The organism is Knoellia sp. B-D-2, assembly GCF_057714695.1.
This window is the reverse complement of the sequence record NZ_CM173189.1, coordinates 2,158,108-2,183,806: the sequence shown is the minus strand read 5'-3', so window position 1 is coordinate 2,183,806 and position 25,699 is coordinate 2,158,108. Positions and strand designations below refer to the sequence as shown.

Here is a 25,699-nt window from a genome sequence, read left to right as displayed (position 1 = left end):
CGCGGGTGGGGGGTCATCGCGACATACCCGGCCCTCGAGGTTGGGGACGGCGGACCGGGCTGTTGCGCCGGGCCTGGGTGGCGCGGCGGCGTATGTCGTCGAGGCCGGCGCGCGGGTCCCGGACAATCGGCAGCTCCCGCGGTGCCGACCAGGTGGGTGGGTTCGGCGCGCCAGGGTCGGTGGGGTCGGGCAGGTGGCGTTGGATGCGCCACCACAGGGCTGAGGCGGCGTGGTCGTCGGGAAGGGGGACCCCGGGCCCCGTGGCGATGCGCAGCAGGGCCTCGGCGGGTACGCCCGCGGCTGAGAGCTCGGCAAGGTGTTCCGCCAGGTGCGCGGTGTAGTCGTCGCACCGAGCAGCGGGAACCAATGCGTGGATGAGCGAGGTCCAGTCGGCGAGCGTCGCGGTGTTTCTGCTGCCGAGGCGGGCGTCGAGCTCGTGCTGCCACCGGGCGTGGGCCTTCGCGGGTTGTGCGGACCCGGTGGGTCGGTGATCGCTGTCGGGGACGGCGTTCGCGGCCCGCCAGACGGCGACGTCACCGAGCAGTTCCGGGGCGGGCAGTGAGCGACCCGGGGGCCACCATATTGGGGTGTTCGGCACGTCAGTGGCCTGGTGGCGCACCTCACCGGCCAGCGTGGTGATCAGGTTGGACCGGGCGGTCAGGTACGGGCCCCAGTGCGGGTCGTCGTGCAGGGCTGCGGGGATGCTAGTCAGCCAAGGCAGGGGTCCGGAGCCGGTGGCGCCGGGGTGGGGCAGGCGCCAGTGCAGGACGGCCGCGCGGTCGTCGGCGGTGTCCAGCTCGCGGGCGCTGGCCGCGCCCTGCAGGATCACTAACGGGTCGGCGCCGGTGGCGGCGAGCAGGACGAGGTGGGCGCGCAGGGTCGGCCACGCAGGGTCGTCGGCGATGCTCGGCACGATCCGGTCGGCGCCCGTCTCCAGAGCCGCGACCGCAGCGGTGCCGAGGTGGTGTTCGGCGGCGACGTGGAGGGCGTCGAGGTAGCGGGCGGTGGCCGCGCCAAGCCGCAGGGCGGGAGAGGCATGTTCGCGGGCGGTGGTGGTGGCGGAGACGGGGGCGTCGTCTCGGGCGAGGATGGCCTCGAGGATGTCGGTCGCGCTTCGCGGCTGGACGTTGTCCGGGCGGGTGATGTCGTGGGGGTCGCCGTTGCCGATGACCTGGAGGTAGAGGTGGTTGGCGGCGGACCCGCGGGTGAGGATCGTGTAGAGCTGCTGTCGGCTCTCCGCTCCGGTGGCCAGGCCGTGGACGGTGGCCACGGAGATGCCCTGGGCGCCGTGGACGGTGCTCGCGTATCCGAGCTCAGCGGCGGCGGCGACATAGTCAGCGGGGAGCGTGACGAGTCGTCCGCTGTGGTTGTGCTGCACCGCGAGTGACCCGTCATCGCGGACGCCTTGGACGTTCCACCGGTCGCCGTTCTTGACCCAGTCGTTGCCGCCAGTCCTCAGCCGGCGGTCGTTGGATCTGGTGAGCACGGTGTCGCCCACAAACGCGGTGTTGCCGTCGGCCAGTCGCACCCCAAGCCCGGGATTACGGCCGGCGAGGCGGTGCGTCTGGGCTTGGCTGTTGAGCTGGGAGACCAGGTCTCGGGTGGGGGCCAGCATCATCGCGTCCAGGCCGCGGGCGCGGTCGGTGGCCCAGGCGGTGAACACGTGCGTGGTGACGGTGGCGAGGTCGCCGACATGGACCCGGTCGTGGTCGAGGTAGAACCCGAGCGCTTCGGTGCGCCCGTCGCGCAGGGCCAGGGAGGCGGCTCCTTCGACGGGGTCGGTGAACCGCATGAGCTCGTCCAGGTGCGGGGCGCCGTGGGTGGCGGCGATGTCGCGCAGGACGCCGCCGGCGCCGATCGCGGCGAGCTGCTGGGTGTCCCCGATGAGCCGGACCTGCCCGCCGCGGCTGGTGACGAAGTGCACGGCGGTGTCCAGGGAGAGGGTGTCGGCCATTCCGGCCTCGTCGATGACGACCAGGGTGCGTGCCCCGATTGCTTCGGCCCAGTCGGGCAGGTCACCTGCGCTGATCGACCAGGTGAGCTTGGCCAGGGTGTCGGTGGTGGCGCCGGTCTGCTCGCGCAGGACGGCTGCGGCGGCGGCGGAGGGTGCGAAGCCGAGGACGGTGCCGCCGTCCTCGACCCACGCGGCGGCCAGCGCGCGCATGGCGGTGGTCTTCCCGGTCCCGGCAGGGGCGATGGCCAGCTGGAGCCGCGCCCCGGAGGTCGCCATCTGCGTGACGAGGGCCGTTTGTCCGGGGTTGAGGGTGACCCCGTTGGCGGCCTGCTCGAGCAGGGCCAGGTCGACTGCGTCCCGGCTGGCCCGGTGACCGTCGACGACGCCGGCGGTGTGCACGAGGCGCTGCTCCGCAGCGAGGATGCCCTCGCTGGTGTAGACCGCGGAGCCGGCGACCTCGTACATGCTCGACCCGTCGACTCGACGGAGCTCTGCGGGCTCCTCCAGACCATCACCGACGGGGGTCAGGCGGACCGAGGCGGCAGCCAAGGTGTGGTCGATGACCAGGTCCACGACCTGCTCGACCAGGGCGGCGGGCAGGTTCGCGGCGCGCACCTGCCGGTGCGCCTCGCCGCGCACGTGCCAGACCTGCCAGGTCGAGCGGCGGGCCGAGATCTCGTCGCGGACCTGGTATGCGGTCTCCCGCACCCACGCCGCATCCACCGTGGTCGCCGGTGTCGCGTGGCCTCGCGCGGCGGACAGGGCGGTGGTCACCATCGCTGCCACACCGGCTGGGCCGCCGAGAATGTCCTGCGCCTGCTCGCGCCATTCCGCTCGTTGCTCGGTCAGGGTGCGCGGTTCGTGTTTGGCGTCGCGGGTCTCCAGGGTGGCCTGCTGGGCGAGCTGGATCGCCTCCACCACGCTCGGCGGGCGGCCGTGGTCGCCCTGGAAGGTAGTGGCCAGCTCCCCGCGGCGGGTCTCGATCGCGGCCCGGCGGGTGGACCAGCGGTGGTTCAGGGACGGGTCGACACCGACCACCTCGCGGATCGGGCGTTTGCCGCGATCGGTGCCGGGACGGGGCGCGAAGGTCAGCCCGAGCCGGGTCCGCAGGTGCTTCTCCAAGGCGGTGTTGTAGGTCTCGGAGGCGGTGACCTTGGCCTTGAACAGGATCCGTCCGTCGATGGCCAGCCACTTCCCAGACAGTGTTTGGACCTTGTTCGCGACTGCGACGTGGGTGTGCAGGTCCGGGTCCCCGGCACGCGAGTCGCGGTGGGTGAACGCGGCCGCGACCAGCCCGGTGACGTCGACCTGACGCACCCCGTTGGTGCCCTCCCGCGAGTACAGCGCGTGCGCCTCGATGAAACCCAGGGCGTCGGCGACGGCCTCGTTGTGGGCCAGCTCGATCTGCGCCGCGACCTCCGGTGGAGCGATCGCCCACAAGGTACTGACCGACTTCACCGGGGAGAAGGTCAGGTCGAACCCACCCACCGCGCTCGTGCGCGGCCTCGACAGTTTCGCGACCGCCCCGGAGAGCTCGCGGGCGTCTCGGGGGTCCCGCCCGTGCTCGGCACGGAAGAACTCGGCGGCGACCTCGGAGCGGATCCGGGCCCGATCCTTCGGCGCAACGGGGTAGTCGCGTGGGTGCCCCAGGGAGGCCGCGTGGTCCTCGACCCGCTGGGCGACCTGCACCTGGAACGCGCTGGGACCGCCCGCGTAGACCTTGCACGGCACCCCCAGCCGGCGCGCGGCGCGGTAGTCCCGCTCGGTCAGGCCGGGACCCGACAGCTGCTCCTCGCGCAGTTCCGCGAGGGGGTGCAGACCAAACCCGAACAGCAGCCGCATCTGCTCCGCGGTGACCTCGTCCCCCACACTCAGACCATTGATCCCGGCGATGCCGGAGCCCACCCACCGTCCCGGCGTCTCACCCCGCTCGGAGTAGTACGACGCCAACGACGTGCGCGGCCCGCCGGCGCGGTCGTGAGCAGCCACCTGCCGCGTCAGGTACGTGTACCCCGACCCGGCCGTCAGTTTGTGCAAACTCATCGCCATACCTCCCAACGCCATCGGGGAGGTCCTTTGTGGCCACTGGCCACCAAATCGTTACCGACAATGCACCGGGTGTGCGGGACTTGGTCTCGGGGAATTCGTCCTCTCGCGGGCGCGGTAGCGGCGGCCGGCTGAGGTGGGGTACGTCGGCGCGGCGTGTCGGCGATGAGGCCGAGTCGACGGGGAAAGGTCTGCTTGACACTCGATCAGGGGAGGGGTGGATCCGGACGATCGATCAAGAACAGGTTGACGGGCTACTGGTGCTTGACGTCCTTGTGGTCCGTCGCCGGGACGGCCTTTACCTGGAGCCTGCAGCTGGCGAGCATGCCAGCCACGGCAAGCTGACGTGAGAGTCCAGCGCCATCACCCGGGTCGGTAGACGTCGCTTCGGTGATCGATGCGGAGCACGAGGACCTCACGCTCGTCATTGTTGATCCGATACAGCACGCGGTAGGTGCCGCGGCGGGCCGAGTGGATGCCGGCGAGGTCACCGCGCAGCGCCTTGCCGACCCGGTGAGGGTTTTCGACCAGGGCACCGGTCACGAACTCGAGGACCGCGGCAGCAACACCCTGAGGCAGCCCGGACTGAAGGGCCCGGATGGCGGGTGGGGCCAGGACCAGCTCGTATGGAGCGTCGCTCACGACCGCAGGGCTCGGACGGCATCCACGCCGCGGACGACGTCACCAGCTGCATAGGCGGCGTCGGCTTCGCGGATGTCGGCCAGGGCCTGCGGGTCGCTCAGAACCGAGAGGGTCTCCTCGAGCTCGGCCAGGTCCTCGGGACTGAGGATGACCGCCACGGCGCGGCCGTTGCGGGTGACGGTGACGCGCTCGTGCTCGTGCTCGACCCGGTCGATGACGTCGCTGAAGTGGTTACGGACGTCCCGGAGCGGTTCAACGGTCATGCACACAATTGTGGCGCTTTGCTGCGCCTCATGCAAGGGCTTGCCCACGTTACAGTCTTGGACGGGGACGCGAAGGGTTCCAGCTTGCGGTTCACTCCGTCCTTGGTGGAGTTGCCGAGCACGCTGTCGTCCCCACGCACGTCCGTCAAGGGCTGAAACGATGTCGCACGACACAGGTGCACACGGGTGAACATCGGTGTCGCACGCGTGAAGCGTCTGCTCCAGCGGCGTGGCCGGGTCGGGGAAATGCGCGTAATAGACGTCAATGCGGTCGGTGCGTAGCCGACGCAGGCTCTGCTCGACCTGCTGGATGACGTACCGGCGTGACAGCCCCGCCTCAGGGTGGAACCGGCGCTCGCCGGACTTTGTCGCGAGCACCACCGCGTCGCGGCGTCCGGCCAAGGCTCGGCCGAGGATCTCCTCGGCCGGCTCGCGCTCCGCAGCCGGCGGCGCACCGGGCCGGTCGAACGTCGGGGTCGAGCCATAGACGTCCGCCGTATCGAAGAAATTGATGCCCAGATCAAGGGCCGCACCGACGACGCCATCGGCGTCCTGGGAGCTCGGGGCCACGCCGAAGGTTGCCGTGCCCATGCAGATCCGGGACACGCGGACACCGGTCTGGCCGAGAACGGAGTACTTCATGGGCTGGGTTCCCTTCGTCAGCCGTCGGACTGCGGCCGCGCAGGCGCTCGGCGCGCCCACGGGGACGGCGGTGCGTGGGCTCTTGAACGCTAACCGACCCCGGTTGCATGGCGAAAGATTCATGTCGTCGCGGGCGGCCGAGGGGGCCGTCGCATGCGAGCGACCGGGCTACCAGCGACGCTCGCTCATGCCGCGACGGGGTTAGATCCCTGCACGGTCCAGTTTCTAGCGCTGAGACGGTCGCGGCTTCTGGATGACTTCTTCTAGCCACTCGAGCAGCTGGTTGGTGCGCCGCTGATCGATGTCGGCGTAGGCGGCCAGCAGGCGCTCCCAGGTGATGATGGGTGTCCCGAGGGTCAAGTCCCTGGGAGTGGTGTAGCGCTGCGTGATCGGTGAGGGTCAGGCGGTCAGGGCGGGCATGGTGTCTGCTCCGATCTCGGGGTCGGTGGTGGTGAGGGTGAGGCGGCAGCGGGTGAGGACCTCTAGGCCGAGGTAGCGGCGGCCTTCGGCCCATTCGTCGGTCTGCTCGGCCAGGACAGCTCCGACGAGCCGGATGATGGCATCGCGGTTGGGGAAGATCCCGACGGCGTCGGTGCGGCGGCGGATCTCCCTGTTGAGGCGTTCGGCGGGGTTGTTGGACCAGACCTGGGTCCGCACGTCCTTGGGGAAGGTGGTGAACGCGAGGATGTCGTCGCGAGCGCCGGCGAGGTGCTCGGCCACCGCGGGGAGCTTCTCGCTGACGTAGTCGATGAGCCGGTCGAACTGGGCGTGCACGGCGGGGGCGTCGGGCTGGTCGTACACGCTGTGCAGCATCGCCTTGACCGCGGGCCACATCGCTTTCGGGGTCACGCTCATGAGGTTGGCGGCGTAGTGGGTGCGGCAGCGCTGCCAGGACGCGCCGGGCAGGTTCGCCGCGATCGCCTCGCGCAGGCCGGCGTGGGCGTCGGAGGTGACCAGGCGGACCCCGGCCAGGCCGCGGGCGACCAGGTCGGCGAAGAACTCGTTCCACGCCGCCCCGGTTTCGGAGGTCGCGACCCGCAGACCCAAGACCTCGCGGTGGCCGTCACCGTTGACGCCGGTGGCGAGCAGCACGACCGCGTTGACGACCCGGCCGCCTTCGCGGACCTTCATCGTGAGGGCGTCGGCTGCCACGAACGTGAACGGTCCCGCCGTGTCCAGGGGGCGGTGGCGGAAGTCCTCGACGACCTGGTCCAGCTCGGTCGCCATCCGGGAGACCTGCGACTTGGACAGCGAGTCGATCCCCAACGTCTTGACCAGCTTGTCCATGCGCCGGGTGGACACCCCGGCGAGGTAACAGTCGGCGACCACGGTGATCAACGCCGCCTCGGCCCGCTTGCGACGCTCGAGCAGCCACTGCGGGAAGTAGGTGCCCTGGCGCAGCTTGGGGATCGCGACGTCGATCGTGCCGACGCGGGTGTCGAGGTCGCGATGGCGGTAGCCGTTGCGCTGCGCCGTGCGGTCCGAGAGGGCCGTCCCCACTCGGCGTCCACGACCGCGTCAGCATCGGCCGACAGCAACGTGTTGATGATCGACTGCAGCAGCGAACGCATCAGATCCGGCGACGCCTCGGACAGTGCTTCGCCCAGCAGGCCTGCAGGGTCGACAATCGGTGGTGCGGTCATCGTGATGACTCCATTCGAGAGTGCTTTGGAAGGTTCACTCGAAGGATCACGCGGTGGCCGCACCTCGTCCATCACCAACTCGGCAACGAACCCGGCGACCGCGCTACACCACATCGGGGACTCAACTGTCCCGAGATCGGGCATCGCCGCCGCCAGCGCCTCGGGGAGCAGGGCCCAATGCGCAAGAGCCACCTTGTCGACATCCAAGTGGCCAGCGCGGTGCTCGCAGATTTGATCCAATTGCGCCTTCTGCGCAGACAACTGCTTCAGCAGGTCTGGCTTGCTCAGGCGATCGAACATCTTCGCCTCGAGCGCGATGAGGACCGGGGATGGCTCGGTGATACGGATGACGACGTGGGGTGTCCTTGGCCAGAGCCGCCAATCCTGGGTACAGGCCGCCGCGTTGCCGATGGCGTGCTCGATAAGGCTGTATTGGGTGAAGAAGCCCGCTATGGCTACCCGGCGGTGCGTTTTCAGAAATGGTTAACCCTCAATGTGGACCCCGGAGGCCACCCCCATTGGCACTGTCCCTCCGCGGGCGGTGGCGACAGACTGAGGGCCATGTCCGTTGTCATGCTCACGGGTGCATCGGGGTTCCTCGGCATCCACATCCTCGGGCGCCTTTTCGACGAGGGCCACCGGGTGAGGGCGTTGGTGCGGACACCTGCGAAGCTGCGGGCGAACCTCGCGCTGCTCGACGTGGATCCGGACGACCCGCGCATGGAGGTCGTGCCCGGGGACATGACCGATGCTGCCGCGGCGAGAGACGCGGCGCGCGGTTGCGACCGGGCCATCCACGCCGCCGCCACGTTCTCCTACCGACGCCGCGATGCCGAGCGGATGCAGCGGGAGAACGAGGCCGGCACGATCACGGTCCTGGACGCGGCGACAGAAGCCGGCTGCACCGGCATCGTCCACGTGTCCTCGACCGGGGCACTTTTGCGACCTGGCGCAACTCTGGATCATGAGAGCCCGTTGGGCGTCACCCTCGGTCCGTACACCCAGAGCAAGGTGGAGTCCGAGCGTGTTGCCCGGGACCGGCAGGAGGACGGTGCTCCGATTGCCATCGTCAATCCGGGCGGCGTCTTGGGCCCGCACGACCCCTACCTCGGCGAGAGTGACCAGGTGATCCGTGAGATTCTGCGCGGTCGTCTCCCCACCTGGCCTCGGGGTGGAACGCAGTGGGTGGACGTCCGCGACGCTGCGGACGTGGTGGTGGCGGCCCTCGACCGACCGGGGCGTCGCTATCTGGTCCCCGGCGAGACGGTCGCCCTCCCGCACGAGACGCTACGAACCGTGACCGGACGCAGGCTCCCGGCGGCTCGTCTGCCGCTCAAAGCCATGCTCCCGGTGTTGCAGCTCGGCTACCGGACCGGCTGGCCCTTCCTGCCGCACGCGGTGGAGGGTGCCCGGTTCATCGCGATCGACGCCCGCGTCGACTACTCCGCGACGGTCAACGATCTCGGAGTCAGCGGACGCTCCCTGGCGGAGTCCATGCGAGATACCGTGCGCTGGCTCGCCGATGCGGGGTACATCAGCCGCCGCGACGCCGGTCGCTCCCTGGAACCTTGAGAAAGAGCAATCGTCATCCCCGGCTCGTAGACAGCCGAGCCCGACCCGCGGCACATCGCCGCCTGCGGACTGGCTGCTTATGCGAAAGGGGCGTAGCGTCGATGCGGTTCGGGTGCCTGGGCCGCGTTGGCGGCGCGCGTGACCTTGGCCTCTTGCGGTCGCTGCATGAGGTAACGCCATGTCCGCTCCGACGACTCTGCTTCCGTTCCAGCCGTCATCGATGTCGACCGCCCAGCTGGCGGCGGTCTCTTTCCTGGCCCGTTACGCCGGGCGCACCCACACCCTGTACGCGTTCCAGGTGCGGCAGTGGTTCGCCTGGTGTGAGGCGAACACCTTGGACCCGTTGGTGGGGGTCCAGCGCGCCCATGTCGAGCTGTACATCCCCAGTCTCGGCGAGCGGGGCCTGATGGACTCCTCTGTCGTGACGATGATGCACGGCGTCCGTGGCTTCTTCCGGTTCGCGCACATCGACGGTCTCATCCCCGCAGACCCGGCCGTCTACGCAAGGCTGCCGAAAGTCCACCGCGACGAATCCCGCACTCGAGGACTGGACCGACTGGAGCTGATCCGCTTCCTGCAAGTCGCCCAGACCATCACCGTCCACCACGGCGCCCTCGCCTACCTGCTCGGCATCAACGCACTACGAGCATCCGAGGCTGCCGCGGTGCGGATCGAGGACTACGCCGACACCCTGCGTGGCCACCGGGTGCTGCACCTGGTGGGCAAGGGCAACAAGCCCGCCACGATGCCGATCACCGTCCCGGTGCTGCGGGTCTTGGAGGCATGCCGGGGCGAGCGCACCAGGGGGCCACTGGTCCTTCGGCCGCTCACCGGGAAGGCGATCGACCGCCGCGATGCTTACCGGATGGTCGCCCGGATTGCGAAGGCCGCCGGCATCCCGCGGCACATCAGCCCGCACTCGTTGCGGCACGCCGCGATCACCAACGCTCTCGACGCCGGCGTCCCCTTGCGGGACGCCCAGATTTTGGCCCGGCACGCCGACCCAAGCACCACCGAGCACTACGACCGCGCCCGAGGCAACCTCGACCGACACGGCGTGCACTTCCTCACTGCCTACGTCGCCGGCGTCTGAACCGTAGGCGTCAGCCGCGTTGACTCCGCGCACTTGGCACCAGACTGGGCTCAAGCCCGTCTTGATGGTGATCGCCAGCCTTGGACTTAGTCGGCTTCGCGAGGTGCTCCTTGACGGCGACTGGTGAGGTCCCCAGTCAGCGGTCCTAACGGTCCGTGCTCCGCGCCGCGCGGTCCCGCAGGCCACGAAGACTCCTGCCACTCCTGCCGGTCGCGGCGATACCCTCGACCATGACGGCATGCACGTCTCGGCGTCCTCTCGCCTTCCGGGATGGCACGGACTCGAACACACCGAAACTCGGGACGAGGAGGACATGGCGTGACCGCTACCTACACCTGGGACGTGTTCTCCACCCTGGATGGCTACGGCTCGTACGGGCCGAAGGGCGACTGGGGCGGCTACTGGAGCAAGCAAGGACCAGAACTGCTTGAGCACCGTGCGGCGCTGTTCGACACCGAGCAACGGATGGTGTTCGGTGCCACGACCTTGCGAGAGAACGCCAAGATCCTGTTACACACCGACGACCCGAACAACCAGGACGAGTGGAACCGTCGGATGCTGCGGATGCCGGCCACGGTTATCTCCTCGACCCTCCACGACACCCTCGGATGGCCCAACGCGACCATCGTCAGCGGCGACGCAGCCGAAATAGTCGCCCGGCTCAGGGACGAGTCGAACGTGTCGCTGCGCTCGCAGGCCAGCCTGTCGCTCAACTGGGCTTTGCTTGCCGCCGGACTCGTCGACCGCATCGAGGTGACGATCTTCCCGGTCATCTCGGGCGAAACTGGAACCAGCCCCATCCTGAGCGGGGCCGGCGACTTCGACCTCGAGCTCCTCGAGTCGCTCACCTTCGACGGCCGCAGCCAGCTGCTGGTCTACCGTCCGACCGCTCACTAACCATTCAGCCCAGTGGTGCGCAAGGCGTCCGCGTGGAGGCCCCGTGTTTCGAGATCTGGGCGAGGAGCGACGGGTGTGGGCGTCCCGGTCTGCCGATGGGCCCTCGCATGATCCGAGAGCCGGCGGGACCCGTGGACGACGATCTCGCGCACCAGGTTCAGCATCCACCTGAAGTGGGTGTAGACCGCCATCGTGGAGAGGTCCGCGGCCCCCGTCAGCCGACGAGCCGTGAGCGCCTCCGGACTCTCCCCGTCAAGGAGCAGGGCAGTCTCACCGGCCCTGCCCTCTACGTCATCTGGGTCTTTTCGGGCGCTGGCGTGCTCAGCGGGGAAAATCTTGCTTGCCGCGGTCTCATAACAGCGTTACACAGGATGGTGATAACCGTTATGGGAGATGTGTCGTGACCAACCGCTACTTGAGGGACAACTTCGCTCCCGTCCACGAAGAGGTCACCAGCTTCGATCTGGACGTGACCGGTCGGGTGCCCGAACATCTCGACGGCCGCTATCTGCGCATCGGCCCGAACCCGATCGGCTCACCGGGCGAGGGGCACCACTGGTTCATGGGCGACGGGATGGTGCACGGGGTGCGCTTGGCCGAGGGTGAGGCCCGGTGGTATCGCAACCGCTACGTGCGCTCGGGCACGGTGGCCCGGTACCTCGGCGAACCGTCCCGATCCGAGGGCTGGGAGAGCACCGACTTCGCCCCCAATACCCACGTGCTGGAGCATGCGGGCCGCACGTTGGCTTTGGTGGAGGGTGGCTCCTCGCCCTACGAGCTGACCGAAGAGCTCGACACCGTGGGGCCCACCGATTTCGAGGGCACCCTCCGGATGATGGGCACCCTGCCGGCCGGCTACTCCGCACACCCGCACCAGGACCCCCAGACCGGTGAGCTCCACGCGGTTTCCTACAACTGGTTGCGCGGCAACCAGGTCGACTACACGGTGCGCGATACGCAGGGACGAGTCCGCCGCCAACAGCCGATCCAGGTCGGTGGCAGCCCGATGATGCACGACTTCGCTCTGACCGAGAACTACGTGGTGATCTACGACCTGCCCGTGGTCTTCGACAAGCGACGAGCCCTCCAGGGGATGCCTCTGGCCGCCCGGATCCCCACGAGGCTGATGATGGCCGCCATCCACGCGCTCGTCCCGTTGCCCGACCCGGTCATCTCGCGGATCGCCCGCGGCTCCTACGCCAGCAGCTCGGGCGCGACCCTGCCCTACTCGTGGGACCCGGGATACCCCGCACGGATCGGGCTGTTCCCTCGCGAGGGCACTGACACCGGCACCCGATGGTTCGACATCGACCCGTGCTTCGTCTTCCACACGCTGAACGCCTACGAGGACGGCGACACCGTCGTCATCGACGTGGTGCGTCACGACCGGATGTTCGCGACCGTCCTCAACGGCCCCGACGAAGGGCCGCCCACACTGGCACGGTTCACCCTCGACCTCACTGGCGACAAGGTTCACGAGGACCGCTTCGACGATCACGCGCAGGAGTTCCCGCGCTTCGACGAGCGGCGGACCGGGAGTCGACACCGCTTCGGCTACTCGGTGGGCTTTCAGGGGGGCCTGCTCGGCGACTGCGTGCTGCGTCACGACCTCGCGGCCGGTTCGACCCTCGTACGTAGCCTCGGCACCGGCCTGGAGGCGAGCGAGTTCTGCTTCGTGGCCAACGACGGGACCACTGATGAGGCCGACGGCGTGCTGATGGGCTACGCGTTCGACCGGGCGTCCGGCACCAGCGACCTGCTGATGCTCGATGCGGAGACGCTCGAGGACGTCGCGGCCGTCCATTTGCCCGCGCGCGTCCCGGCCGGATTCCACGGCAGCTGGAACCCCACCACCTAGGGCACGAGCAACGCCGAGACAGGGCGCATGGCGCAGGGCTTCATACCTGCGTCTTACCGGCACCCCTCTGATGTCAAGGGGCGGTTTGGAGGGCTCTTACCTTCGCGGTCTTCCACCTCGTTCGGGATGCGGGTAGCGTCTCTGGAGCGGGTCCCGGGAGTGGCTGATCCGAAGTGCCGGTGTGCGGGTGCAAGCCGGCCGCGCTGGATATGAGTGCCGCCCCGCAGTGCCCTCCCGGGCCCGCCTCCATGCGAAGGGCGGCATCGGCGCGCAGCTGTCGATAGATGGCGTCGGAGATGCGCCGCTTGAGGCAGCGCAGGGCTTCCATCGGGGTCTTCCCGGCTGCGAGCTTGCGCCGGTAGTAGGCCCGGCCGGGACTGTCGAGGCGGATCTGGTTGACGGCGGCGATGTGGATGACGTGGTTGGCCTTGCGGTTGCCGGCGCGCGAGAGACGGTGGCGAATCTGCTCCCCGGAGGAGGCGTCCAGGGGCGCGGTCCCGGTCCAGGACGCGAACCGGTTCCGATCGGCGAACCGGGCGACATCGCCGACGTCGGCCAGGATCCGGGCGGCGACCACGGGCCCGACACCGATGAGGTCCATCAGGTGCGAGCCGCGCGCGATCACCAGGGCCTTGAGCTCCTTGCTGGAGTCCTTGATCTTCTTCTCGATCACCACCAGTTCGGCCAGCTGCTCGAGCGCGAGCCGCTTGAGGGTCTTGCGGACCGAGTCGCGGGGGCGCGCCGAGGCCAGGATCGCCTTGGCCTGCAACGCGGTCAGGTCCTTCTTGCCCTGTCCCGGAACCAGTTCCGACAACAGCCGGTGCAGCCGGTTGATGCACTGCACCTTCGCCCGGGACAGCTCGTCGCGGCGGTCGACCAGCATCCGCAGCACCTCCAGGTCCGCGTCATAGGCGAGCACCCGCAAGTTCTTGGTGCGGACCGCGACCACCGCCACCGCGTGCGCGTCATGCGCGTCGGTCTTGCGGTTGTGCCCGGTGTCCAACAGCCGCGCCCGCGCGGACAGCTTCGCCGGCACGTCCACGACGTGCTCGCCGTCGGCCAGGAGCCGCTGCGCCAGCGGGCGCCCGGTGCCGTTGCTGCCCTCGACCGCCCACACCCGCTCCCGATACCCAGCGACGTGTTGGCGCATCGCCGCGTAACCGGCCTTGTCCGTGGCGAACCGGCCGGTCGCCAAGACCCTCTCGTGCCGGTCGACCACCTCGATCGTCGCCGACAACCGGTGGGGATCGACCCCGATGAACACCTTCGCCATGAGCTTCGTCCTTCCCGCCGTCACTGATCGGTTGACGCCGGGCGGGCATTGCTACTGAGAGCAGGGCAGACCCCTCTGGAGCCACGCACCGGCAACGGCGCCCGGCCGGAGAGCAAACCGATAGAGAGCCACACCCAACACGCTGGTGGGCAGCCGCAAAGAGAGCCTCCAGCCGAACACCTGGACCGAGTCTGGCCAGACACCGGCCCTACCGACAATCGTCAAGTAGCCTCTAGAGCGGTACTCCCAGATTCGACTTCCGCATGGGCGTGACCGGGTTGTCGATGTCCGGCGTGATCGCTTCCCCGTCCGACGTCGGCAAGCCCGTCGACGTGGTCGCGCGTTGTCGGCTCCCGAACCACCCCGGCGTGCACGACCGAGCCTTGTGACGCGCCGAGTCGGTGTCGCACCACTCTGCGGCGCAGGGTGGGCGACGCCTCGACCTCGTAGCCTGCGTCGAGGAAGACCTGGAGCAACCGACCGAGGCCTCGTCCCAGATCACGGTCTTCCCTGGCGGCGGCTCGGTGGGGTAGCCCTCGAGGACGCGAGCGCCGACCTGCCTGCCGTACTCGACGGTGGCGGCGGCGAGCTCGTACATCAGCCCCTGTCGACGGAAGCGCTGACGCACGACGAAGCAGGTGACCTACCAGACGCCCTCGAGGTCGGGGTCCTTCCGCATCCACGATTTCTGCCGGGCCCAGATCCTCGGGTAGTTCTCCCGCGGCTCGACGGCGACCCAGCCGGCCGGCTCGCCGTCGACGTACCCGACGAGGCCGGACGTGGGGCCGCTCGTGCCGCAGCCGGCCTGCTCCAGCAGCGCGGCGTCGCGCTCCTCCTAGGTTGTGTCGCGCCAGATCCAGCCCGGAACCTTGAGCGCCTGACAACGGCACGTGCGGGCGCCGCCCGCGTCGAACACGGCCTCGACCGCCTCGCGCGTGGCGTCGTTGGCCGGTCGCCAGTTGAACTCAGTCACACCGTGACACTAGTGGTGGGCGGGCGGATAACGACTCTGTGACAGTCGATTCGTACCTCGTAGATGCGTCACATCACCGCCAGTCGGCGCATGCCGTTCTACCGCATCTGCCGAGTTGCGGATGTGAGGACTAGGGTGACGCCTTACCGAGGAGCTGCCTACAGAGTGGGGTTTTCTTGGCGGACGCGGTCCTCGTCCCGGCGCTCCGCCTCGGCCGCGTGGCGGCGACGAGCCTCCTTTTCGCAGGGGTCCGCTACGGCGCGTAGGGAGATCGACAGTTGCACGATTGAGCGAGTCGTCGGGGTTGCGCCGTCGGAGCGAGATTCACTGGAGTAGGAGTACATCTCGATGGTGTGTGCGTCAAGGTTCCAGAACCACGTCCCGAACGATCCGGGGACAGGTCCTGTGACCTCTGCGGGATCATCCAGCGACCGGGAAAGCTCGTCGGCGAGTTCCATCGCGGCGGCCTTGACTGCCTGCGGTTCGGCACCGCCCCACAGCCACCAGTTGACGTCTGCGAGATGGTCTCGGTAGGTAGACCAGCCGGCCCGCGCCCGGTTCCCCCATGACGGGACGGCGGCATCGTCCCATGCCTCCGTGCCGTCTTCCTTGCGTCTAGTGCGGGGCGCGTCCGAGTCGATGCCGAGTGACTTGAGCCAGGGAGTAGCTTCTTCGATGCCGTGTGGCCATTCGGTGCGGAAAAGCTGAGCGACCGTCGCGGCCACCTGAGTCGGCTGGGGCTCCATTCGCGCGAGCCTAGCCCTGAACGGCTGGGCGGGTCGCCCGCGACCCGTGCGTACCTGACTCGTTAAGGCGGCAGCAGGGGCCCTGCGGCTCATCTCTTGACGAAGAACTCGCCGTCGTAGGACGACGCCTCGCGGGGCCGGGCATGATGCGGAGTCGCCCACGTTGGCATTGCTCGCCGGGCTGGTGCTTGCCGTCCTCGGTACGACGCTCGTCACCGCTGCCCGGGCCGGGCTACTCCGTCCTCTTGCTGGGACTTGTCGTCGCCGTAGCCGCGGCGACGTTGATGCGGCTGCGGTCAGGCAAGTGCCCCCAACGCGGCAGTTCCGGACGTATGCAGGCGCAGGGGGCAGCCGGAAGGGGGCGTTGCTGCGATCATCGCGTCATGCCGTCACAGGTCGTGAAGCCCGGAGCGATCACGCTGGTCGTGTGCGCTCTCTTCGCCGGATGTGCCTCGGGCAGCGCATCGAGGCGGGCGGCCTCATCGTCCTGATCGCCGAGCCGGCGGACAGCGGCGATGACGCGCTGTTGGCGGTTGCCTCGGTATCGAGAGCTACGCCGTTGTGTGGCCCCACGGAACTCGGGTCAGCGATGAAGGCCCCTTATCGCTCACGGTCCCTAGCCAACCCCCGGTCGCGATGGGCGAACGCGTGGAAGTCGGCGGAGGCGTCCTCTTCGAAGCCAACGAGCAGAAGGCGGAGGACTACTCGATCGCAGGCGTCAGTATCCCCGCGTCGTGCGTCGCGGCCGGCGTATGGATGTCCAGTCCACCGCGGTGAAGCACCCGCGAATCGCGGCATTTGCGGACGTTCGGGCTTCCCCCACTGGCGCTGAGTTGCGACCATGGAGGATGAACTTCTCCGAGTCAGAGATTGTCGCCCTGATGGCGATCGCCGTCCTCCTCAACGGAGTGGGCCTCCTGGCGTGGAGACGCGGGCTTTTGGGGCACGGGTACCCATCGCGATCGGCCTCTCGATGGCGGCCCTGCTGGCTGACCCGATGAGCCTGCCCGGGGTTGCTAGTGCAGGCGCGATCGCCGCGATGCTGCTGGGAGGCTTTGGCCTCGTTGTGTCCGTCCGGCACCGCAAGGGCGGAACCGTGGGGCGGCTTCGCGCTAGCGACCCGGGAAGAGGCTCGACACGCGGTCCCAGCACGCTTATGGCTCGCCGCGTTTTCGGATAACACCGCCGATGGAATCACCACAGGTAGAGGACCGGACTGATGAGCAAACAAGCCGGCGTCAAGGTGCAGGACCACTACTCCAGCGACGACATCGCCACCCGCATCTTGGCTGCCCTTAGGTCGGCGCAGGGCGATGATGCAGGTCCAGTCACGCCAGAGGTCCTCGCCCCGCTGGACCACTTCCATGGCCGGGGCGTTAAGGCCACCCACGAGATGGTCGCCCATCTACAGCCTGAGCCCGGTGACCGCCTCCTTGACCTCGGTGGCGGCATCGGTGGGCCAGCCCACTGGATTGCGGCGCGGTTCGGCTGCCATGTCACCTCACTTGATCTGACCCCCGAGTTCTGCCGGGCCGCGGAAGCACTGAATGCCGCCACCGGCCTGTCTGACTGTGTGCGGGTGGTGGAGGGCAGCGCCACGGATCTGCCCTTCTCCGAAGCAGCCTTTGACCGCGTGTACTCGCAGAACGTGGCCATGAACATCGAGAACAAGCGGCGCCTCTACGCCGAGGTGTTTTGCGTCCTGAGACCAGGCGGCGTCTTCGCCTTTTCCCAGTACGGCGCGGGGCCCTGCGGCGAGCCGCACTACCCGCTTCCGTGGGCGGCGGGGCCGGCGACGAGCTTTCTCTCCTCGACCGAGGAGACCCGCGCCGATGTGACGGTGGCCGGCTTCGACCTTGTGAAGTTTCTTGATCGGACGGAGGAGATCCTGCCGGACCTGCGGGAGAACCGGCGGCGCCTGCAGGAACAAGGTCTGCCACCACTTGGCCTGCAGACGCTCATGGGCGAGGCCATCCGCGACCTGCAGATCAACGTGGTGCGCAGTGCCGAGGAGGGACGGCTCACCATCATCGAGGCGCTGGTCCGCAAGCCAGCTTAGGCGCTGGTGGCACTGCGAGTCTTCTCTGAGGGGTAGTCAATGGGCAGCAGCCCAGCAGCCACTCCAACCCTAGTGCAGCCGCGTCGCTCTGCCGAGGGCGTCGATCGCAGCCCACGCCTGGGCGGCCTCCTCGGAGGGGAACGTGCCCTCCCACCGGTCCACACCCGACTCATCGGTCCACCGCCGCAAGGGACTGCTGAAGGTTTGGTTGACACCTGATCTGTGGGGACGAGAGATCCCCGCTGGAAGGATGTCGACATGCCAGCTGCTCACCCGAGAGAGTTTCGTGATGACGTCGTCGCGGTCGCGCGCCGAGGCGACGCGCTTCGTCCCGCGCGACATCGGCGCACCCGTGCACGTAGTCGCGCGCCCGCGACTCCCGAGCCACCCCGGCGTGCACGACCGAGCCTTACGACGCGCCGAGTCGGTGTCGCACCACTCTGCGGCGCAGGGTGGGCGACGACTCCACCTCGTAGCCTGCGTCGAGGAAGACGTGAAGCAACCCGACCGAGGCCTCGTCCCAGATCACGGTCTTCCCCGGCGGCGGCTCGGTGGGGTAGCCCTCGAGGACGCGAGCGCCGACCTGCCTGCCGTACTCGACGGTGGCGGCGGCGAGCTCGTACATCAGCCCCTGTCGACGGAAGCGCTGACGCACGACGAAGCAGGTGACCGACCAGACGCCCTCGAGGTCGGGGTCCGTCCGCATCCACGATTTCTGCCGGGCCCAGATCCTCGGGTAGTTCTCCCGCGGCTCGACGGCGACCCAGCCGGCCGGCTCGCCGTCGACGTACCCGACGAGGCCGGACGTCGGACCGCTCGTGCCGCAACCGGCCTGCTCCAGCAGGGCGGCATCGCGCTCCTCCTGGGTCGTGTCGCGCCAGATCCAGCCCGGAACCTTGAGCGCCTGGCAGCGGCACTTGCGGGCACCGCCGGCGTCGAACACGGCCTCGAGGTCCTCGCTCGTCGCGTCGTTGGCCGGTCGCCAGCTGAAGTCGGGCACACCGCGAGACTAGGGGTGGGCCGGGGCGAGCAACCCCTGGACCGTCGACACGGTCTTCGTCGATGTGCGACAGCGCCGCTGCACGGGGCCTGTGGGCGGGCAGGAAGTCGTCGTGGGGCAAGGTCCGCCGCATACCTGGAGGAGCTCAGCTCGTGCCGGGGTGGACTCCGCCGTCCCTGTCCACCCACTCGGCGGTCGGACCGTTGAAGCGCGTCACGCCGGTGAGGTGGGCCACGAGGACCTTCCGGCCGCCCAGGACGAGGACCTCCTGGCTGTCGACTCGGCCCGACCTGGCGAGCACCTCACCTGACGCGGCCGCAGCCGGGAGCACGTACGCGTAGTAGTCGCCGTTCAGGTCGCCCATACCGCCGATCTGCGGCGTGTCCCCCCGCAGGTCGGGGCCCGTGGAGAACCACGCATCCATGCTGTCGGGCCGAAGTCCCAGGATGCTGCCGTCCAGACTCGAGGCGAAGACCGCGACGGGCACGGAGCGGGCGTGGGTCTGGAGCAGGGCTGTGCCCGAGCTGTCAGCGGCCGTGCCGTCGTCCAGTTCCCACACAGCCCCGCGCAGGGAGCGCAGGTCAGCGGCCGAGGCGGCAACGACGACGACGGAGACGTCCGGGACCGAGAAGCGTCCGACCACAGGGAAGCCTGGAGCGACGTCCGGGGTGCTCGGATCGGTGTATGCCGTGATTCCCGCGCGCACGGGGGCCCGCACGACGCACGCCTGCACCAGGAGCACCGGACTCACCCGGCACGACGCGGCCCCGGCAGACGGGGGCACTGGTACCGCAAGGCCGGCGCTTCCCCTTGGGTCGCCCGACCGCAGGTCGATCGTCGTGACGGCCCGGTCGAGGTTGGCGGTGAGCTGTCCCTGGCCGGGGACGTCGAGCAGGGCAGTGAGGCTTCTCGCGGGCGTCGAGGGGGTCGGGCTGGACGGGGTCGGGCTCGACGGGGCCGGGCGGGCGGGGAGCGCCCCGTCCCTGCCCGCGACGAGCACGGACCCGGCGGCGACCGCGAGGACGGACACCACGGCGGCCACCGTCATGGCGAAGCGTCGGCGGACGCGGGCTCGGCGACCAGCAGCCATCGCGGCGTACGGGTCGATCGACATGGGCGGCTCCGGGACCGTCTTGAGGAGGTCGAGGACGTCATCAGACATGGGCCCCTCCTTCCGCGAGCAGGGTTCGCAGACGCATGAGCCCGCGGGAGGTCGACGACTTGACGGTGCCGATGCTGACGCCGAGGAGGTCGGCCGTCTCGGCCTCGGACAGGTCCGCGTAGTGCCGCAGGACGACGCACTGCCGCTCGCGCGGGGGCAGCGTCGCGAGGGCGGCGAGGAGCCAGCGAGTGTCCGCAGGCAAAGCGTCGAGGGTCCCCCGGTCGGGGACGAGGTGGGTGACGACCTCGCGGCGTCGCCTGCGGGTCGCGTCGATGTGCGCGTTGATGACGCACCGCCGGGCGTAGGCCGCAGGATTGTCGGAGCTGAGGCGACCCCAGCGCTGGTAGACCGCGGCCAGCGCCCCCTGGACGAGGTCCTCGGCGAGCTGGTGGTCTCCACACGTGAGCCAGGCGGTTCGCAACAGCCGCGGGGACACCGCATCCGCGAACGCGACGAAGGCCTCGTCTGCCGTGGTCATGGCGACACCTCCTGCCCTCCACGTCATCGTCTCACTCACCTCAACGGACGAGCCGCCCTCGGGGTTGAGTCACCGGGGCGTCCCGGACTGTCGAGGGCCCGGGCCGGGGAGCGGCGGGGGGGGGTGGTCACCGATTCGACGCGGCTCGCATGAGTGAGTGGGTGACCACGTCGAGGTCGGGCCCGTCTTCGTGGTTGGACAGCAGGACCACGGTGACGTGGGTGTCCCGGTTGTGGGTGAGGTCGGCGGCGAACCCGTCAATCCCACCGTCGTGCAGGATGAGAGGTTCGGCCGGGTCGAGGCTCACGAAGACGCCATAGCCGTAACCGAATCCGGTTCGTTCGGTGATGTCGACGTGCGAGGTCATCATCGCGGCGGTACCGGCCGCATCGAGGACGCGTCCCTCTACGAGCGCGGTCTCCCAACGGTGCAGGTCCTGGACGGTCGAGTACAGCCCTCCCGCCGCGCCCGGGACCACCATGTCGATGGGGAAGGCGGGCGTGGTGCCTTCCGTGTAGCCGACCGCCACGCCGTCGGTGCCGGTGTCGTAGCCGCTGTCCGCCATGCCCAGGGGCCCGAAGATCCGGGCCTGGAGGTAGTCGCGGTACGACTGCCCGGAGAGCTTCTCGATGAGGAGCCCGAGCAGGAGGTAGCCGCTGTTGCTGTAGCGGAAGCTCGTCCCGGGGGGGAAGCCGAGGGGCAGACCGCGGATCCACGCCAGCTGCTGCTCGGGTGTCGTCGGCCGTCCGCGGGCCGTCTCGAACTGCGGCTGCTCCGTGACCTCGGGCATTCCTGAGGAGTGGGTGAGCAGCTGCTCGATGGTGATCTGCTGCCAGGCGACGGGACAGATCGTCAGGTGGGTGCAGGCATGGTCTTTGACTGACAGCTCGCCGTCCTGCTGGAGCAGCAGGATCGCGGCGCCGGTGAACTGCTTGGTGACCGACGCGATGCGGAACCGTGTCGTGGCCTCGTTCGGTGTGCCGCGGTCCGCGTCGGCGAGCCCGTAACCCCGGCTGAGGAGCACCTCGGCGCCACGGGCGACCAGGAGGGCGCCGGAGAAGCCGGTGAGTCCGCGGCCGATCTCGTCCAACCGCTGCTGCACCGTGGGGGTGGATGGACGCTGCGGCGCCGATGCGTCGGGGGCCCGTGAGTCACCGGTGCAGGCCGAACCGGCCAGGAGCACCGCCAGACCCGCGCACCACCAGCGGATGCGTCTGCTCCGCCGATGTCGCACCGCGACAGGGCGACAGGACTGGTCGGCGAACACGAGGACCACCTCGTCGTCTCCTCGAGCCATGTCCACTACCTCCACCGTCCAGGACCCATCGTGGCCCCACACCCCCATAACGGTGGAGGACTCGACGAGGTTGAGTCGGCTGCCGGTGCTTCCTGACCGGGGTCACCGAAGTCAGCGGTTCAGTCCTTCGTCGCAGCAGCGACGTCGACGCAGACGACCCCGGTGTTGCCGTCCTGGTCGGCGATCACCGTGAGCGACGGCGCTTCGCTGTGGTCGACGACGGTCCCACCAGCGGCGACGGCTGCAACGATTCGTTGCTCGGCCGTCTCGGGCGCCACGTAGACCTCGACATGGAACCGCTGACGCGGGGCCTCGGCCTCGTCGGCATCCCCGAACCAGAGGTTCGGTACCCGGCCCGTGGCGTCCCGGATCTCGTCACCGGGGGTTCCGCGACCCTGGGCCTCGGCATCCCCGGTCAGCAGGGCGGCCCACACCGGGGCGATGGTCGTCGAGTGCACCGTGTCGAGGCCCAGCTCGATGACGCTCACCGAGGCCGGGTCGGCAGCGATCTGGTGGTCGGCGGCGATCTCGGTGATCCGTCGGGCGAGGTCGACGTCCTGCTGCGTCACCCATTCGACGACGTACTCAGTGCCCTCGTCGTCGCGGTAGATGGCGTCGGTGCTGCTCAGTTTGAGATCGACGTACCCCTTGCCGATCGCCACGCCCGGGTGGTGTCCGAGCGCGTCCCCCGCCTCACCCACCGCGGCGACGAACCGCACGGCGGCGCCGAAGTCGTCGGCCGCGTAGCGGGCGTGAAGTCCCTGGGCCAGCTTGCGCCAGTCGGTCAGCCTGGCCTCGGCGATCTCCTCGCTCTTCAGCATGTCCATGCTCGGGGACCCTATCTGCGACCGTGCCCGTCCGCGGCGGATCCGTCCACCTCAACCGGGTCGACGCCCGACGACGTCCGGGCGCGCCCGAGGATCTCGGCGATGACCTCGGTCTTGGCGTCGGAGTAAGCGTTCATGTCGGGCCAGTCCTGGTCGAGCAGTGCGCGCTTGGTCCGCTCGTACAGGTCGCGGTCTGCCCGCTCCGAGCGCAGACGATCGCGGAAGAGCAGGACGTCCTGTGCCTCCTGCGTGCCGGCTTCGAGGACGTGCACATGAACGTCGCGGGCGGGGGTGCGCACCAGGCGGTGCCCGGGTTCGCGGGTGCGAAGTTCGTAGCCAGCGTCCAGGAGCTGGTCGAGATAGTCCTCTTCGGCGGTGATGTCCTCGACGATGACCAGGATGTCGATGATCGGCTTCGCCGACAGTCCCGGCACGGACGTCGACCCGGTGTGCTCGACGCGAACCGGTTCGAGCACACCGAGAGCGGCCCGAATCCGTCGCTCGTGCTCGGCGTACCTCTCCGGCCAGCGCGGGTCGTGGTCGGCCAGCACGAGGTCACGTTGCTCGATGCCACCCACCAGTTCAACCGTCCTGACGTCTGGTCGGCGGTGCTCGCGGATGGTGGACATCTGCCGAAGTCTTCCATGGCAGCTGAACGGGCGCGGACCTGCACATCAACCGTTGCGGCCCGCCTCTCCCGACGTCATGCCGTGCCTGGCGACGAGCTGGTCGTCGGACCCCAACATGGCCCTGCGCGACACACGCACCACCGTGACGACGAGCTCTGGGTCGTCCTCGAGGAGACTTCCGGTTCGCGGCCGGGGCGACGGTTCTTCGCGCTTCCACGGGGGGCATGGCGTTCGGGCCGAGAGGAACACCCCAGGCGTTCCAGAACATCGAGAACGAACCCGGACGACTGCTCATCGTCACGACCCCTGCAGGACTCGAGGGGTTCTTCCCAGGACTTCGCCGCACAGCGCGAACGGAGTTCCGTCGACGCAGAGACGCTCTCGGAGCTCGGCCGCGCCTACGGGGTGGAGTTCGTCGGTCCTCCGCTGGGTGTCTCAGATCCCTTGTCGGGGGTGAACGTCGCGGACCTCAGTCGATCGGCGCGTCGGCCTCGAGCGCCTCGGTCAGCAGGGACACCAGCGCCTCGAGCTGGACGTCTGCCGAGGAGCCGACCTCCTCGTCGGACCCGTCGAGCGCGCGGGCTGCGAGCCCGGCCTTGTCGTCGATGAGCTGCGCGAGCCGGGAGTCGATGGTCTGCGCGGCGATGATCCGCCACGCGGTGACCGGCTCGGTCTGCCCGATCCGGTGCACGCGGTCGATGGCCTGCGTCTGCTCCGCCGACGTCCACGACAGCTCGGCGAGGACGACGTTCGAGGCGACCTGGAGGTTGAGCCCCACCCCCGCTGCCGTGAGCGAGCACACGACGACGGCGATGTCGGGGTCGGTGAGGAAGGCCTCGATGTTGGCCTTGCGGACCTTCGGGGTCTGGTCCCCACGGATCGAGGTGTAGCCCACTCCTCGCTTGACGAACTGCTGCTCCGCCACGTCCATGACATCGACGTGCTTGGCGAAGAAGACGACCTTGCCGACGCTGCGGGCCAGCTGACCGGCGTAGTCGGCGGCGAGGGCGGCCTTCGCCTGGCCGATCTTGCGCATGACGGTGAAGACGTTGTCGCCGGTCTTGCTCGTCCCGGCGTTCTTGAGCTCGGACGCGGCCACGCGGCGGACGACGTCGTGGTCGATCCCGTCGCCGAGGTCGAAGACCCCGCGAGCGGCCTGTGCCGCCTCGTACCGCTTGACGAGGCGACGGGCCAGCTCATGCTCGGCGGCCCTGATCGAGCGGGCGGCCGCGTCGTCGAGCTCGACCGGGAGGTCCGCGACCCGGCGTGCGGGGATGTCGGAGGCCACGTCGACCTTGCGGCGACGGACGATGCCGAGGTCGATGACGCTCGTGCGCGCCGCCGCGTAGAAGCCGTGGTCGGCCGGCGTCAACCCGGTCTCCTCGAGCGCGGCCATGAGCGCCGGCTGCGGCTTCTTGTCCTCGATCCAGCCGAGGAACTGCCAGATCGCCCGGAAGTCCTCGATGTCGTTGATGAGCGGGGTCCCCGTGAGCGCCATGAGCAGGGGGTTTCTCGTCCGCGCCCGGATCCGGTCCGCGATCTCGAGGACGTGCTGCGAGCGCTGCGACGACTTGTTCTTGATGAAGTGCGCCTCGTCGACGACCATCCCGCGGAAGCCGTGGCGTCCGAGCCAGCCCGCGTGCCGGTCGAGGATCTCGTAGTTGACGATGACGATGTCGGCGAAGCCGTCGATGGTGTCGCCGTCGCCGTGGACGACGGTGGCCGCCCGGCGCGGGGTCCACAGCTCGGCCTCGTGCGCCCAGTTGGCCTTGACGACGTTGGGGACGACGACGAGCAGGGGGAAGGCGCCCGCCGCGTCGGCGGCGAGCAGCGCCTGGGCGGTCTTGCCGAGGCCGGGCTCGTCGGCCAGCAGGAACGTGCGGTGGCCCGCCGCAGCGGCGGCCACGACCTGGGCCTGGTGGTGCATGAGCTCGAGCCCACGGATCCCGTGCCAGGTCTCGTCGGGCTCGGGCAGCGGCATGCAGGTCGCGTCGCCGCCGTACTCGAAGGCGCGGAAGAGGGGGGTCAACAGCTCCCACTGGGCGAGGCGGTTGGTCCGCGGGCGCCGGGTCGGCACGGCGGAGAAGTCCGGCGCGAGGAACGGGTTCGCGAGCTGGCGGGCGATGACCGTCTGCGGGACCACGCGCCGCGACGACGGCGCGGAGTCGGCCGGAGCCACGGGCTCCGGCTCGACCTCGGCCTCGGGCTCGCGACCGGCGGCGCGCAGCATCTCGTTCTTGAGCTCGACGGCTGCGGACGAGACCGCAGCGCCCTCCGCGAGCAGCTCGAGCAGCGAGGTGTCACGAGCCGCGGTCTTCGCGAGGATCGTCGCGATGCCGTCGAGCCGCGTCATCGCGGCGGTGCGCTCACCCTCCGAGATCGAGGCGTCCGCCCGCACGCGCTTGCGCTCCTCCCGCAGCAGGATGGCGACGACCTGGTATGCCGTCCGCTCCCGCGGGCGGACCTTGCCGCGCTGGGCGCCGGCCTCGACCTGTCGGACGGCCTTGGCCAGGACCGGGATGATGCCCTCGCCGTCGCGTGCGCGGGACGGACGCCGGTCGCGCGACGCGGTACGCGAGGCGCCACCGCTGCGCGAAGTTCGTTGTGCCAAGCCGAACCTTCTCGTGAGTCGGACACAGCAGGGA

General features: G+C 69.4%; 18 protein-coding genes and 1 pseudogene. 5 read left to right on the top strand and 14 right to left on the bottom strand.

Annotation, left to right across the window (positions count from 1 at the left end; all coding sequences use genetic code 11):
* Positions 1–13: 13 nt before the first annotated feature.
* From mobF to AC3EU2_RS10375, 4 genes and pseudogenes are all read right to left on the bottom strand, one after another.
* A complete protein-coding gene (mobF, locus tag AC3EU2_RS10390; RefSeq protein WP_488176225.1) occupies positions 14–3,997 on the bottom strand; it encodes a MobF family relaxase in 3,984 nt (1,327 codons plus the stop codon).
* 366 nt (positions 3,998–4,363) lie between these two features.
* Complete coding sequence (locus tag AC3EU2_RS10385; protein WP_488176224.1) at positions 4,364–4,642, bottom strand: type II toxin-antitoxin system RelE family toxin; 279 nt, start codon at positions 4,640–4,642, stop codon at positions 4,364–4,366.
* Positions 4,639–5,547: an aldo/keto reductase gene (locus AC3EU2_RS10380; RefSeq protein WP_488176223.1), complete on the bottom strand. Its 909-nt coding sequence runs from the start codon at positions 5,545–5,547 to the stop codon at positions 4,639–4,641. The genes AC3EU2_RS10385 and AC3EU2_RS10380 overlap by 4 nt, the downstream gene beginning before the upstream one ends.
* A gap of 399 nt (positions 5,548–5,946) precedes the next feature.
* Positions 5,947–7,190: pseudogene (locus AC3EU2_RS10375) on the bottom strand (IS256 family transposase).
* Between the two features lie 177 nt (positions 7,191–7,367).
* Here AC3EU2_RS10375 and AC3EU2_RS10370 point away from each other — a divergent pair.
* From AC3EU2_RS10370 to AC3EU2_RS10355, 4 genes are all read left to right on the top strand, one after another.
* Positions 7,368–8,762, top strand: a complete 1,395-nt coding sequence (locus AC3EU2_RS10370) for an NAD-dependent epimerase/dehydratase family protein (protein ID WP_488176222.1) — start codon at positions 7,368–7,370, stop codon at positions 8,760–8,762.
* A gap of 178 nt (positions 8,763–8,940) precedes the next feature.
* Entirely contained in the window at positions 8,941–9,855 is a 915-nt protein-coding gene (locus AC3EU2_RS10365; RefSeq protein WP_488176221.1) for a tyrosine-type recombinase/integrase, read from the top strand.
* 318 nt (positions 9,856–10,173) lie between these two features.
* Positions 10,174–10,752: a dihydrofolate reductase family protein gene (locus AC3EU2_RS10360; protein ID WP_488176220.1), complete on the top strand. Its 579-nt coding sequence runs from the start codon at positions 10,174–10,176 to the stop codon at positions 10,750–10,752.
* Positions 10,753–11,152: 400 nt separating this feature from the next.
* On the top strand, positions 11,153–12,610 hold the full coding sequence (locus tag AC3EU2_RS10355) for a carotenoid oxygenase family protein (RefSeq protein ID WP_488176219.1): 1,458 nt from the start codon (positions 11,153–11,155) through the stop codon (positions 12,608–12,610).
* A 73-nt stretch (positions 12,611–12,683) separates the two neighbouring features.
* On the opposite strand, the gene AC3EU2_RS10350 is transcribed toward AC3EU2_RS10355, so the two are convergent.
* The 3 genes from AC3EU2_RS10350 to AC3EU2_RS10340 all read right to left on the bottom strand — a co-directional run bounded on the left by AC3EU2_RS10350 (position 12,684) and on the right by AC3EU2_RS10340 (position 15,602).
* The gene (locus AC3EU2_RS10350) at positions 12,684–13,883 is read right to left on the bottom strand and encodes an IS110 family RNA-guided transposase (protein WP_488176218.1); all 1,200 of its coding nucleotides are present in this window, start codon (positions 13,881–13,883) and stop codon (positions 12,684–12,686) included.
* Positions 13,884–14,718: 835 nt separating this feature from the next.
* Entirely contained in the window at positions 14,719–14,856 is a 138-nt protein-coding gene (locus tag AC3EU2_RS10345; protein WP_488176217.1) for a hypothetical protein, read from the bottom strand.
* Between the two features lie 158 nt (positions 14,857–15,014).
* Positions 15,015–15,602 (bottom strand): hypothetical protein, encoded by a 588-nt coding sequence (locus AC3EU2_RS10340; RefSeq protein WP_488176216.1) that lies wholly within the window; start codon positions 15,600–15,602, stop codon positions 15,015–15,017.
* A 1,219-nt stretch (positions 15,603–16,821) separates the two neighbouring features.
* Between AC3EU2_RS10340 and AC3EU2_RS10335 the strand changes: the two genes are divergently transcribed.
* Positions 16,822–17,661, top strand: coding sequence for a class I SAM-dependent methyltransferase (locus tag AC3EU2_RS10335; RefSeq protein ID WP_488176215.1), 840 nt, complete (start codon positions 16,822–16,824; stop codon positions 17,659–17,661).
* A 409-nt stretch (positions 17,662–18,070) separates the two neighbouring features.
* Here the strand turns inward: AC3EU2_RS10335 and AC3EU2_RS10330 are convergent, their stop codons facing one another.
* The 7 genes from AC3EU2_RS10330 to AC3EU2_RS10300 all read right to left on the bottom strand — a co-directional run bounded on the left by AC3EU2_RS10330 (position 18,071) and on the right by AC3EU2_RS10300 (position 25,665).
* Positions 18,071–18,661, bottom strand: a complete 591-nt coding sequence (locus tag AC3EU2_RS10330; RefSeq protein ID WP_488176214.1) for a GNAT family N-acetyltransferase — start codon at positions 18,659–18,661, stop codon at positions 18,071–18,073.
* Between the two features lie 145 nt (positions 18,662–18,806).
* Positions 18,807–19,823, bottom strand: coding sequence for a hypothetical protein (locus AC3EU2_RS10325; protein ID WP_488176212.1), 1,017 nt, complete (start codon positions 19,821–19,823; stop codon positions 18,807–18,809).
* A complete protein-coding gene (locus tag AC3EU2_RS10320) occupies positions 19,816–20,301 on the bottom strand; it encodes a SigE family RNA polymerase sigma factor (RefSeq protein ID WP_488176211.1) in 486 nt (161 codons plus the stop codon). Before AC3EU2_RS10320 ends, AC3EU2_RS10325 begins: the two co-directional genes overlap by 8 nt.
* 127 nt (positions 20,302–20,428) lie before the next feature.
* Positions 20,429–21,403, bottom strand: coding sequence for a serine hydrolase domain-containing protein (locus AC3EU2_RS10315; protein WP_488176210.1), 975 nt, complete (start codon positions 21,401–21,403; stop codon positions 20,429–20,431).
* Between the two features lie 314 nt (positions 21,404–21,717).
* Entirely contained in the window at positions 21,718–22,425 is a 708-nt protein-coding gene (locus AC3EU2_RS10310; RefSeq protein ID WP_488176209.1) for a 4a-hydroxytetrahydrobiopterin dehydratase, read from the bottom strand.
* An 11-nt stretch (positions 22,426–22,436) separates the two neighbouring features.
* Positions 22,437–23,054, bottom strand: coding sequence for a GrpB family protein (locus AC3EU2_RS10305; protein ID WP_488176208.1), 618 nt, complete (start codon positions 23,052–23,054; stop codon positions 22,437–22,439).
* A 469-nt stretch (positions 23,055–23,523) separates the two neighbouring features.
* Positions 23,524–25,665, bottom strand: coding sequence for a DEAD/DEAH box helicase (locus AC3EU2_RS10300; RefSeq protein ID WP_488176207.1), 2,142 nt, complete (start codon positions 25,663–25,665; stop codon positions 23,524–23,526).
* Positions 25,666–25,699 lie beyond the last annotated feature (34 nt).